This is a genomic window from Mycobacterium sp. M23085 (assembly GCF_045343915.1).
Lineage (GTDB): Bacteria > Actinomycetota > Actinomycetes > Mycobacteriales > Mycobacteriaceae > Mycobacterium.
Window position 1 is genome coordinate 914,331 of sequence record NZ_CP174280.1, and the last position, 12,855, is coordinate 927,185.

A 12,855-nucleotide genomic window follows, 5' to 3' on the forward strand; every position below is an offset into this window, starting at 1 on the left:
ATCCCCTGACGGCCGGCCCATCCGACCGGCAATAATGGCCCCGGCGTTGCCTATAGGCAGGACAACTGGAAAGGCAGGATGTGTCGTGAAGTTTGCCCTGGCGAGTTACGGGACTCGCGGCGACATCGAACCATCCGCCGCCGTCGGTCTCGAACTGCTGCGCCGAGGGCACGACGTTCGCTTGGCCGTCCCGCCCGAGCTGGTCAGTTTCGTCGAGTCGGCCGGCCTCGCCGCGGTTCCCTACGGGCCGAAGGTGCAGGAATTCTTGGACGAGGAATTCCTGCGCAACATGTGGACGGACTTCTTTCGCAATCCGATCCGGCAGATTCCCAAAGTCTGGCATCCGCTGATCAAGTACTGGGGCGACGTCAGCACGACGTTGAAGTCGCTGGCGGACGGCGCCGATCTGCTCTCCACCGGGCTGAATTTCGAGCAGGCGGCGGCCAACGTCGCCGAGCATTACGGCATCCCGCTGGCCGCGCTGCATCACTTCCCCATGCGGGCCAATGGCCGCCTCGTGCCGAGCGTACCGGCGCCGCTGATGCGCTCGACGATGACAGTGATCGAATGGCTGTTTTGGCAGTCGACCAAGGAAGTCGACAATGCGCAGCGCGGTGCACTCGGCCTACCGAAGGCAACGCACCGGTCGCAGCGGCGAATCGCCGACCGCCGGTCGCTGGAGATCCAGGCTTACGACGAAATCTTCTTCCCCGGACTGGCGGCCGAATGGGCGCGCTGGGGCGGCCGTCGCCCCTTTGTCGGGGCACTGACGATGCAGCTGCCGACGGACGCCGACGACGACGTCGCGTCCTGGATCGCCTCGGGGACACCGCCGATCTGCTTCGGGTCCGGCAGCATCGCGCTCGAATCCGCCGCCGACACAGTCAACATGATCGCCGCGGCGTGTGCGCACTTGGGTGAGCGGGCTCTGATTTGCTTCGGCGGCACCGACTTCAGCGACGTACCGCACTTCGACCACGTCAAAGTCGTGGGTCCGGTGAATTACGCGACGATCTTTCCCCTTTGCCGTGCCATCGTTCATCACGGCGGTTCGGGCACCACGGCCGCAAGTCTGCGTGCGGGCATCCCCACCCTGGCCCTGTGGAGCTCGGCGGATCAACCGTATTGGGCCGCTTCGATCAAACGCCTGAAGTTGGGCGCGTCCCGGCGCTTTTCGGCCACGTCCCAAGAAACACTGGTCGCGGACCTGCGCCAAATTCTCGCCCCTGACTACGCCATCCGGACCCGGGAGTTCGCCGCTCGGATGACCAAGCCCGCCGCCAGCATCGAGCGCGCCGCCGACCTGCTGGAAGACGCCGCCCGACGAAAGACGCTCGGATGAGATGGGGTTAGGCTGCCACCGCCGACGCCTCAGCGCGCCGGCTTGATGAGCAGACCCTGGCCGGTGGGCAATGAGCAGATCTTCACACCGAGTTCGCCGGCAACCTCATCCATGGCGATGCGCTGCTCGTCGCGCCCACGGTTTGCGTAGTCGTCCAGCAACACAAAGGCACCGGGCGTGAGGCGGGGCCAAAAGAACCGCAGCGCAGCGACTTCGGGGGGAGCACAGTTCATGTCGATGTGCAGATAGGCGACCGTCGGCGCATCCACCTGCTCGAGTGTCTCCGGGACCGCGCCAACGATAATGCGCTGGTTCTTCCACTGCGCGAAATTCGCGCGGACGCTGTCAACCCCGTTGGCGTACATCCCGTTGCGCAGGTGATCTTCGCTCGTCGCCAGCGCCCCTGCCTTGCGTTCGTTCTCGCTGACGAACCGCGGGTCTAGTCCTGCGAAGGTGTCGAGCAGGTAGAACGTCTTGCCCAGCCGATCCCAGTCGAGGTACTCCATGATGGCGCTGCTCAAAAAGCCGTAGCTGACCCCACACTCGACGAAATCACCCTCGAGTTGGCTGGCGCTCGCCGCCGCCCACAGCCCCACGTGCACGCGCCATTGCCACTGGTACCAGTCCTCTTTGCCGAGAGATTTGGCACCCCGCTGATAGGCACGCTGGAAGTCGGGATCGTCGAGGAACCCGTGGAAATTGTTGAAGGTGATCAACGCGTCGTTGGCATACACATCGGGCAACAACGTACGCGCGAGCCAGTATTCGGTGCGCACCCACCACATCCTGAGGCGGGTGCCAGCTGTCAGCCCTGTTGCCACGGCGGCAACCCTAACATCGCCCACGGCGCCCCGACGAAACGCGACGAGTGCGCCATGGTCGTGCTTCTACCATCCCTTGTGCGAGGGCAAACCGTTTCGTACACCTAGAGTTTCAGCTATCCCACGACTTACGCCACAGCACGCCCGTACCGTCGATCTCCACGATCTCCGAGGTCACGCCGTGTTGGGCACGGTAGTCCGTCACTGCTTGCGCGCACGCCGGGATCGCATGGTAGTCGTCGACGATGCAGAAGCCCCCGGGCGACAGCCGCGGATAGAGCGCATCGAGCGCCTGAATCGTCGACTCGTAAAGATCGCCGTCCAGCCGCAACACCGCAATGCGCTCAATCGGGGCGTCCTGCAAGGTGTCCTTGAACCAACCCGGCACGAAACGAACCTGGTCATCGAGCAACCCGTAGCGCTCGAAATTCGCTTCGACCTCCTCCTGCGGCACACCCAGGATGCGTGCGTGGCGGTGCAGCCTAATCCCTTTATCCGCCTTGTAGTTGACGGTGTCCGGGGGCGGCACCCCGGCAAACGAGTCGCATAGCCACACCGTTCGCTTCTCTTCCCCGTGGGCCGCCAGCACGGCGCGCATCAGGATAGAGGCGCCACCGCGCCACACACCACACTCGACCAGGTCGCCGGGCACGTCCTCTGCTAGCACCGTCTCGACGCAGTGCTGCAAACTGGTCAGCCGCTTCATGCCGATCATTGTCAAGGCATCCGCCGGCCAGTCCAGCCCGAGATCACGCGCCTGCTTGTTGAACGGACGCTTCCTCACCAGCAGCAAATTGCGGGTACTGAACAGAGGACGGCCCAGCCGGTACAGCCCGACCGGCACCAGCTCGTCGCTGCCGTACCTGGTGAGGTCACGCCGGAGCAGATCGAGGTATGCAATCCGCGTGTCGTCATCGGTCACAGACAAAGCTGCCCCTTACTCCGCAAGCCAGTAGTACCGGTAGAGCCTAGACGTCCGTGGACGCCGTTAATGCGTTTCGCAGTCTATCCGTCACCCGCTCAGCGACTTTCCTCTGCTTGAACACCAGGGACACAACGCCCCGAGCGGGCGAACTCTTCCAGCAGGTCAACGGCACGGCCTGCGCTCTCGGCCGGTTTACTCATCCGGGTGGCGAGCTCACGCGCACGGGTGCGATAGTCCGGGGCGAGGATCTTTCGCAGGTCCGCGACCAGCGACTCGGGCGTAGTGGCCGAGAAACGCCGCGTCGTGCCGACCTTCAACCGCTTGACGCGAGATCCCCACATCGGCTGGTCACCCGCGGTCCAGAGGATCAGCGCGGGGATGCCGGCACGCAGGCCCGCCGCCGTGGTGCCCGATCCGCCGTGGTGCACGACGGCGCGGCACGCAGGGAAGATCTTCGTGTAGTTGACCACGCCGACGACCTTGACGTGATCCAACTGAGGGACGTCGCTGAAGTCGCTCCAGCCGGAACAGATCAACGCCCGCTCTCCCAGCTCAGCGCAGGCGGCGCCGATCATTCGGACCGTGTCGGCGGGTGTCTCGGCGACCGGCATGCTGCCGAAGCCGAAACAAATCGGCGGCGTTCCCTGGGCAATCCATGACAAGGTCTCGTCGTCGGAGTCCGTCGGCAGTTCCATCGTCAGCGAACCCACGAACGGCCGCTGCGTGCCCCACTTCGCCCATTCTTCGGCCAGTCCCGGGAAGCAGACGTCGTCGTAGGCCTGAATTTCCAGCGACCCGCGTTCGGCGATGCGTCGCGGTGAGGCAACCGTGGCGGTCGGCAGGCCGAGTTCACGGCGCTGCCGATCCTCGGCCTTCTTGTTCATCCGCCAACAGATCCAGTCGTAGATCGACATGCCCTTGCGGACCATGGGGGCCGGCACCTTCGGAAGGAGCACACCGTTGGGACGCATCGGGATGTAGTGCAGCGTGGCCATTGGAATGCCGTAGTAGTCGGCGACGTTGACGGCCAAGTCCTGATAGAGCTGGCCCGTAAATAGCAAATCGGCACCCGCGCCCACCGACATCAGCGCCGAGCTCATTTCCTGCCAGTTCTGCAGAACCGGCTCCCAGGCTTCGCGGATCAGGCTGATCGGCCCCTTGACGAAATTCTTCCAGAAGTCCCGAATGAACTCGTCGCTCCAAAACTCATGCATATCCGGCCCATAACCGATGGCCGGGAGTCCGGCAGCTTCGGCCAGGCCGACAAGATTGGGCGGGACGGCCATCCGCACCGAATGGCCCCGTCGCACCAGTTCACGACCGATGGTGAGGCAAGGCTCGATGTCGCCACGCGTTCCATAGCTTGCCACAGCAAATTTCATCGCGATTGTTACCTTAATCAGTCCCCGACGGCGCGGGCAACATCGACTACGACGTTTCCGCTCGGTGATCTGCGGCTCGCCGCTGGCCCCGAGATATGGTCAGAGTCCTGGTTGTAGTTGTTTCGCAACGGATTTGGCAGCCCGCGACCAGGCTCGAACAGCCGGGGATGCACCGGTGCAGTCGAGTGCGACAAACCCAACCTCATCGGCCTTTCCCCCCGACCGTAGAAATATGACGATCCTGGGCGGTTTGGCTGAACCCCCGGTGTCGTCGCCTGATCCTACGTAAGTCTGCCAGACGATCGACATGGTGTCTCGGAAAGATGGGAAGTCGGTCCGGGAAGGTCCGACCGCCGAAACCGATAGCCAGATCGGCGATTCGCCCTGCGCACCGGCGATAACGAGCTAGCTCGATCGGCTACGACTGCGCGAGCTGACGAAGTTCTCCACGACATCGGCGGCCTTGATTACGCTTTCGGCCGGCTTGGTCATCCGGGTAGCGATCTCGCGGGCGCGCTGCGCGTAGTCCGGTGCCAGAATCCGACGCAGATCATCGACCAACGATTCCCGGTCGGTTGCCGAAAACCGCCGTGTGGTGCCAACTTTCAGGCGTTTGAGCTGAGCTCCCCAAATTGTCTGGTTGGCGTCCATCGACAAGATCAGCGTGGGAACTCCGGCACGCAGGCTCGCAGCGGTGGTTCCCGAACCCCCGTGGTGCACCACCGCGCGGCAGACGGGAAATATCGTCGCGTAGTTCACCGGGCCCACCACCTTGACGTGATCGGCCAGCCGAACGCCGCTGAAGTCGCTGCGGCCGGCGGCAATCAACGCACGCTCGCCCAACTGCGCGGACGCCGAGCTGATCATGTCGACGGTGTCGGCCGGAGATTCGACCGGCATGCTGCCGAACCCGAAACAGATCGGCGGTGTCCCGGCGCGAATCCAGGACATCACCTCGTCGTCGGCTTCGGTGGTCAACTCCATCGTCAGCGTGCCGACGAAGGGCCGTAGGCCATTCCATTTCGCCCACTCGGCGGCCAGACCGGGAAAGCAAACCTCGTCGTACGCCTGGATTTCCAGCGATTCACGGGCGGCGATGCGCTGCGGCGACGGCCTTTTCGCCTTCGGCAGCCCCAGTTCGCGGCGCTGGGTGTCTTCGACCTTTTTGTTCAGGCGCCAGCAGAACCAGTCGAACGCCCTCATCGCCGAGCGGGCCAGCGGCGGCGGCAGGATCGAGACGACCTGGCCGTTGGGCCGCATGGGGACGTGGTGCAGCGTGGCCAAGGGAAGGTCGTAGTACTCGGCGACGTTGGCGGCCGGCTCCTGGTAACTCTGTCCGGCGAACACCAGGTCGGCTCCGTCCGCCAGCGACATCAGCGTGGTGTTCATCTGCGCCCAGCACTGGTCGCTGAGGTCCCACATCTCGCGCCACATGCCCCGCATTTCCTGGATCTTCCAGAAGCCGCGGAAGAACGATGTCCAGAAGTCGCGGTACACGTCGAGCCAGGCCTGCGATTCCAGCCCGTACGGGACGGCGGTCAACCCCGCGGCTTCGGTGAAGCCGACCGAGTCGGGCGGGACGGCCATGACCATGTCATGCCCCCGGCGTTGCAGTTCGCGCGCTACAACCAGGGAAGGCTCGATATCACCGCGCGTTCCGTAACTGGCCAGCACACATTTCATCGCGAATCCACGCCCTTCGGTTGCGCCATCATTTGAAGCACCGACATCACTCTAAATATCGACGAAACTCCACATCAGCGCTTTGCGCGACTGCGCCTGGAACGAACTAAGCGCAGGTGAGCCTCATGGCTTGCGCCACAGCACGCCGGTGCCGTCGATCTCCTCGATCTCTGCGGTCACGCCATGCCGCGTACGGTAGTCCGTCACCGCCTGGCGACAGGCATCGATGGCGTGGTAGTCGTCGATGATGCAGTAGCCCCCGGACGACAGCCGCGGGTACAGAGCATCGAGCGCCTGAATCGTCGACTCGTAAAGGTCGCCGTCCAGCCGCAACACCGCGATGCGCTCGATCGGGGCGTCGTGCAGGGTGTCTTTGAACCAACCCGGAACAAATCGAACCCGGTCATCGAGCAGTCCGTAGCGCTCGAAGTTCGCCCTGACCTGCTCCTGGGGCACCGCCAGGACGGCGGCCGTATGCAATCTGATGCCTTTGTCCGCCCGATAGTTTGCGGTGTCCGGTGGTGGCACCCCTTCGAACGAATCGCACAGCCACACCGATCGCTTCTCGTCGCCGTAGGCCGACAGCACCGCGCGCATCAAGATCGACGCGCCACCGCGCCACACGCCGCACTCGACCAGGTCGCCGGCAACGTCCTCTTTCAGAATCGTCTCCACGCAGTTCTGCAAACTGGTCAGCCGCTGCATGCCGATCATCGTCAAGGCATCGGCAGGCCAGTCCAGACCGAGATCACGCGCCTGCTTGTTGAACGGGCGCTTGCGCACCAGCATCAGGTTGCGGGTGCTGAACAGGGGCCGCCCGAAGTAATTCCAGCCCACCGGCACCAACTCGTCGCTGCCGTACCGGGTGAGGTTACGTCGCAGCAGGTCAAGGTATGCGGATCGGGTGTCGAGGAAAGGAGATCGCATGTCACGATCGGCAACGGTCAAAGCTGGCCCCTTAGTTCAAATGAAGTACCCGGCGGTGAGGCCTCGACAGCGCTGAGGCGGTCAGCGCGCATCGCATTCCCAACGAGCACGCCCGACCGCCTCCTTGACCTACCCCCGTCTACCGGCTGACCATCCCTGCCCTACCGAGTAGTAGCAACCATCATAAGCGTAAATTTGCGGTGGCCTCGGCACCGGACCCGGGGGCGACCGCCCTCAGCGGCGCCCGACATTCTCAACGACGGGACGGCCCGATTCGTTCGATAGGCCGGCGGCGTCGGGTTGCCCGGCGATCCACTCGAGCAAAGCGCCCAGGCCCTCGTCGAGCGTGGACTTCGGCTGCCAGCCGAGCTCGGTCCGCGCCGGCTCGATGTCGCAACTCGCCGCACGCACGTCGCCGTCGCGGAACTTGGCGACGACGACCGGTTCGGGCGCGCCACACATGGCGGCGACCTTGTTGGCCAGCTCATGAATGGTGGTCGCCTCGCCGGACCCGATGTCCAGGCAGCGCGGCCGGGTTGCGGGCCGCTGCACGGCCGCGAACAGCGCTTCGACGACGGCGTCGATGTACACGAAGTCGCGCACGATCCGGCCGTCCTCGTAGACCTCGAGCGCCAGCCCCTGGCGCGCCAGCCGGGCGAACAGTGCGACGATCCCGGTGTAGGAGTTGGTCAGCGACTGGCCGGGGCCATAGACATTCTGCAGGCGCAGCACGCTGAGATTGGTGTCGTGCGCGGCCGTCCACGCGGCCAACAGGTGCTCCTGGGCCAATTTGGTCGCGGCATACACGTTGGTGGGCCGGGGCTCCGTCCGGTCCGCGCGGCTGGGCAACGGCACCGCCTGTTCGCCCGCGGGCCCCTGCGGATCCCAGATACCCGCCACCAACTGCGCGTGGCTGCGGGGCTTCGGATAGAAGACGTGGGCGCCGGACTGCCACGCACCCTCGCCGTAGACCGCCCTGGACGACGCCAGGACCAGTTGCTCGGGGACGATCCCCGACCGGCTCAACGCGTCAAGAAGTTGAGTGGTGCCCACGACGTTCACCGAGCCGTGGCGCGTCGCCTCGGAGAGCGACTGCGCGGTTCCGGTCTCGGCCGCCAGGTGGACGATTTGGGACGGGCGGAACAACCGCAACACGGCGTCCCAATCGGGCGCATGGGTGACGTCGCCGGTGAACAGCCGCACGGTTGGCGGCAGCTCGATCGGCCGGCCTCCGCCGTGCACCTGCGGGTGCAAGACGTCCATCACCGCGACGTCGTATCCGGCCTCGACGAGACGGTGTGAGAGCGCCGACCCGATGAATCCTGCCCCACCACTGATGAGCACGGACGCTGACAAGAATCGACGCCTTTCTTTCGTATGCAGAGGAACTCAGACAACCGGCACGCATCGCCGCGGTCCGGTCGATCATAACGGTGACTCTGCGCGACATCAGAGGATTACGCGAAGCGGAGCGAGGCACGGCGAAATCACACGGAACGCGCGAAAGGCCGGCGAATGGCTCTAGGCCCAAGTCCCCCGGTGCCGATGTGCCATGGCAAAGGCCTCCATCACCGGCCGCGCGACGGCGGGGCGGAGGATACGAAAGAGCACACTGTTCGACAGGCCGTCAAAGTCCTCGAACGCCTTACGGAAATCTCGCTCGGTTTCCCGGTAAGACGCGAAAACGCGGTCCAACGTTGACATGTCGAGAGGATCGTCCTGCGCGGCCTCACGGAACGCTTCGTAGACCACCGAGATCCAATTCGTGCCGAAGAGGTCCGTTACCGGCCCGCAGTGCCGTTGGCGATGGAGACCGGGATTGAGGAACTCCTCGACAGCGCCATCGTTGTGGGTGTGCAGCTCGACCGGCAACTCGGTGGAAATTCGCTTGATCTCCCGACGCCAGTCCTCGAGAAGGTTGGCGTAGTCGACGAATACGCGCGGGACGCCGCGAGTGTTTCGCTCGGCGAGGAAGTTGCATTTCAGCCATAACGCACTCGCGAGCGCAGGAGAAACGTGCCAGGACTTCGCAATCGACGAGATGACCTCTTGCGGATGACGCACGGCGATGACCGAGGCGACGTCGAAACCCGCCTGACGCGCCGCCTCGAACCACAGGTCGGACAGAGTCGTGATCCTGGGCTCCTTGATCACCACCAGCGGCACCGCAGGCAGGGTGGACAGATAGGCGGCAACCTTCGCGACGCATGCCTTGCGCTCTTCGCACGCGATCGCACCGTCGTCTAGGAACCGCAATGACGGGTCATACCAGTTGGTTCCGAGCCGGCGCAGGATCGTCTCGTTGAGCGATATTGCGGCGCGCGGCTCCCAGTAGCCCACCGGATTGTTCGCGTCGGCGCCCAACATCGCGGCCGGAAGCGCGCCGCCGCACAGCGAGAGCACCCGGGTAAGCGCCGAGGTTCCCGACCGTTGCGGCCCTAGCACGAACAGAACAACCGGACGCATGCCGAAATTGATGGCGGCGTGTCCGGCGGGTTTGTTCGTCCTGGCCAATCTCATCTCATCGGAACCTTTCACTCCTCGTACGTCTGGCCGACTGCAGGAATTCGGTTGTTATTCAGGCCCTTCCGACTTGACGCAGGCCCACTCGACGGATGCTTAGCAATCACCAAAGCCAACCCGAGCGCAAACTGAAAAGTCAGAGACCGGAACTTCAGATCTCCCAATATCTTTGACAAACGAAGGAGACTCTTTTACCCGAGCTCCTCATGCGGAGTCGGGTCTAAGCTGCGACCGCCAACTTCGCCCCCCGTGTCAGTTCCATCGGATCATTGCGCCCGCTAAAGACTATAGCCGGGAGCAACAGAATAGACACCACTCTACGAATCCGTTTCGCATACTTAATATTTGGATGACCACGCGCGGATACTTCACGACAGCAGCAGTTCCTATACCCGGCGCGCAATTGGAGGAGCAACCCGGCAAGCCATATCCGCAGATTTATACGCCAGCCTTCGACAGACCGGCGGCGCATTTTCCCGAACGCAGCGTGATTACTCTAACAAAGAACCTCGTCCACCGGGTACCAACCACGCCGGAGACGGAGCTGACCAGTGCGACGCCGCCAGCCGGGAGCCGAGCGGGTGAAATGCGGCAGCTCGTCAGCGCCCTATTCGGGCGAGGCGGCGTCCGCGACCGGTTGTGCATCCACTTGTGCATCCACGCCGGGGTCGCCCAACCCGCGGGACCTGCGCTTGAAGCGAGATTTGAGCGACAGGGCGCGCTTTTCCACCAGGAACCAGCTGAGCGCGGCCAGCGGGAGGGTGGCGAGTGTCGCGACGACCGCGAACGCCAGCGGCGGCAAAAAGGCGAGCCCGCAGATGACCAGCAACTGCTGCACCGGCCACGCGTAGATGTAGACGCCATAGGAAAGGTCGGTACGCAGCCGCAGGCGCTGGTTGTGGATCAGCGCACCCGAAACAACGACGGCGTAGGCCAGCGGAAGCGCCGCGAGTATCCGGTAATTGGGCACCAGCAAACCGGCCGCCACGACGATGACAGCGCTCAACGCCACCAGGGACCACCGGGCGGGGATCACGTCCCGGAACTCGTGCAGGACGACGCCTGCCGCGAACACCAGCGCGAAACGCACAATCATCTGGGCAGACGTCGGCACCGTCGATACCGGATAGGACACCAGCACGGAAGCCGCGAGGAAGAGCGCGAACACCACCGGCGCGGGCCAGCGGCGATTGAAGAGCCCGGCCATGCCGGCGATGGCAACGCCGATGTAGCAGAACAGCTCGAATATGAGGGTCCACAGGACCCCGTCCCAGACTCCCGGGAACGGGACATGTCTCGGCGTTCCGTCGATGCCGGCGTGGTAGACGTTCAACACTGCGTTGTTCAGCCAGTAGATGACCGGCGCGGGTGACAGCAGCAACTTGAGGGCCGGACCCCCTTGGATCGCCACACCGATCGGGGCGATGACGAAGGCCACGAGCGCCAGGCAGACCCATAGTCCAGGGAAGATGCGCAGCACCCGGGCGACGAAGTACTCGCGGAGTTGGGGGTTGCGGACCCAGCTCGAGGTGATCAGGAATCCCGAGACCACGAAAAACCCGTCGACCCACCCTTGCGTGAGCAGCTGATCGACCGGGGGGTGCAACTTGCGGCCGGTGAGTGCCCAGGAGTGTTCCAGGATGACACCGGACGCCATCACCAGTCGCCAGACATTGAGGGCGTTGTTCCGGGCGTCGAAGACCTGCGCGAGCCTCGGCTTCCCCGTCCGTGCCTGCTGTGGCCGGCGGTCCGCAATGTAGTTCCTGTCAGGGAGTTTGGGGGCCGCGCTCATCGGAGGCCGCCGCTACACGGTCGAACGGCCGAACGGAGTTCGCCCACCGGCAGTGCGTGCGAAATCACCCCATTTTGAAGTACGCCCAAGAACATCCGGATCAGCCTACGGCAGGGGCCCCACCCTTTTGCCGTTCGGCGTCAGCCGGCGACGGCACCCGGCTCGTAGAACGGCGCCCCGAACTCGGTGACCGACCGGAATCCGCGTCTGCGTGCCTTCTCCGCGGCCCTGCGAATCAGCGCGTAAATGCCTACGAAGGCCGCGTGATCGGACATCACCAGCGGCGTCAGCAGTCGGTTGTGCACCAGCGAGAACGCCACCCCCGTGGAGGGGTCGGCCCAGCCGAGCGAACCGCCCATGCCGACGTGACCGAAGCCGGGCATCACGCTCCCGATCGGGAGACTGTGGTAACCCAGGTGGAAAGCCAAGGGCACGTACAGGTTTCGGTCCGGGCGTAGGCTGCGCTCACCGGTCAGACTCGCGACCAGGTTCCGCGAGAGGAATCGAACGCCGTCCACCTCACCACCATTGGCGATGGCGCCGTACATCCGGGCCAGCCCGCGCGCCGTCGCCACCCCGTTGGCCGCCGGGATCTCCGCGTCCAGCAGCGGGATGTCGCCTTGCACGGCGCCGATCAGGCCCTTGAAGTACATCGACCGGTACGCCCCGGACATTTCGTTGGCGACCTTGCGAGTCACATAGCTGACCAGAGGGTTACCGATGACGTTTTGCGGGCAGATGATCTCGGCGACCCGCGTCGGCGCCTCGGCCGGCGGCCGGCCGAGGTGCAGGCCGTCGGTGCCCAGCGGCTCGGCCAGCTCCTCGCGGATCAGCGTGGCCATGCCTTTACCGGTCACGGCGCGGCCCAGGCCCGACATCAGCCAGCCGAACGTCAGCGCGTGATAGGCGGATTTGCCCAGCAGCCGTCCGGGAGCCGCCGCGGCCAGCTTCTCCTCCATCACGATGTGGTCGAGCAGTTCGTCCTTGGTGGCGCCCCGCAGGCCCGAGAGCCCGGCCTGGTGTCGCATCACCTGGCGCACGGTCATCTCGGCCTTGCCGTTGGCCGCGAACTCCGGCCAATACTCGGCGACGGGCGCCTCGTAATCGATCAGCCCCCGGTCGGCGAGCCGATGGATAACGGTGGCGGCCATCCCCTTGGTCGCCGAGAAGACCATCGGGGCGGTGTTTTCCGTCCACGGCCGCTTGCCGCGCCGGTCGGCCCAACCAGTCCAGACGTCGACGACGGGCCGGCCGTCGACATAGACGGCCAGCGCCCCGCCACCGAGCCGGCGGGCCGGGAACATGCTGGCGAAACTACGAACAACGCAACCGAAGTGTGAGTCCGCCGCGCCGGACACACGATGACCTGCGTCAAGGTCATCGTGGACACGGACCGCGCGGCGATCGACTCGGGTATCCACCGTCACACTTTGAATTTACGTGGATTTCACACCCGGGCG

10 protein-coding genes are annotated in these 12,855 nt (G+C 64.6%); 1 reads left to right on the top strand and 9 read right to left on the bottom strand.

The genetic code is table 11. The annotated features are described in order from the left end of the window. Positions 1 to 85 precede the first annotated feature (85 nt). The gene (locus ACIUM1_RS03745; protein ID WP_406815942.1) at positions 86 to 1,342 is read left to right on the top strand and encodes a glycosyltransferase; all 1,257 of its coding nucleotides are present in this window, start codon (positions 86 to 88) and stop codon (positions 1,340 to 1,342) included. Between the two features lie 29 nt (positions 1,343 to 1,371). On the opposite strand, the gene ACIUM1_RS03750 is transcribed toward ACIUM1_RS03745, so the two are convergent. The 9 genes from ACIUM1_RS03750 to ACIUM1_RS03790 form a co-directional block, all read right to left on the bottom strand. After that, on the bottom strand, positions 1,372 to 2,127 hold the full coding sequence (locus tag ACIUM1_RS03750) for a class I SAM-dependent methyltransferase (protein WP_406815943.1): 756 nt from the start codon (positions 2,125 to 2,127) through the stop codon (positions 1,372 to 1,374). Between the two features lie 148 nt (positions 2,128 to 2,275). Next, the gene (locus ACIUM1_RS03755) at positions 2,276 to 3,091 is read right to left on the bottom strand and encodes a TylF/MycF family methyltransferase (RefSeq protein WP_406815944.1); all 816 of its coding nucleotides are present in this window, start codon (positions 3,089 to 3,091) and stop codon (positions 2,276 to 2,278) included. A 92-nt stretch (positions 3,092 to 3,183) separates the two neighbouring features. Then, entirely contained in the window at positions 3,184 to 4,470 is a 1,287-nt protein-coding gene (locus tag ACIUM1_RS03760) for a glycosyltransferase (RefSeq protein ID WP_406815945.1), read from the bottom strand. Between the two features lie 405 nt (positions 4,471 to 4,875). After that, positions 4,876 to 6,153, bottom strand: a complete 1,278-nt coding sequence (locus ACIUM1_RS03765) for a glycosyltransferase (protein ID WP_406815946.1) — start codon at positions 6,151 to 6,153, stop codon at positions 4,876 to 4,878. 123 nt (positions 6,154 to 6,276) lie between these two features. Further along, the gene (locus ACIUM1_RS03770; protein WP_406815947.1) at positions 6,277 to 7,080 is read right to left on the bottom strand and encodes a TylF/MycF/NovP-related O-methyltransferase; all 804 of its coding nucleotides are present in this window, start codon (positions 7,078 to 7,080) and stop codon (positions 6,277 to 6,279) included. A gap of 234 nt (positions 7,081 to 7,314) precedes the next feature. Beyond that, a complete protein-coding gene (locus ACIUM1_RS03775) occupies positions 7,315 to 8,424 on the bottom strand; it encodes an NAD-dependent epimerase/dehydratase family protein (protein WP_406817516.1) in 1,110 nt (369 codons plus the stop codon). 177 nt (positions 8,425 to 8,601) lie between these two features. Beyond that, complete coding sequence (locus tag ACIUM1_RS03780; protein WP_406815948.1) at positions 8,602 to 9,600, bottom strand: sulfotransferase family protein; 999 nt, start codon at positions 9,598 to 9,600, stop codon at positions 8,602 to 8,604. 610 nt (positions 9,601 to 10,210) lie between these two features. Continuing rightward, positions 10,211 to 11,260, bottom strand: a complete 1,050-nt coding sequence (locus ACIUM1_RS03785) for an acyltransferase family protein (protein ID WP_406817517.1) — start codon at positions 11,258 to 11,260, stop codon at positions 10,211 to 10,213. Positions 11,261 to 11,535: 275 nt separating this feature from the next. Continuing rightward, positions 11,536 to 12,822 (bottom strand): serine hydrolase domain-containing protein, encoded by a 1,287-nt coding sequence (locus tag ACIUM1_RS03790; protein ID WP_406815949.1) that lies wholly within the window; start codon positions 12,820 to 12,822, stop codon positions 11,536 to 11,538. Positions 12,823 to 12,855 lie beyond the last annotated feature (33 nt).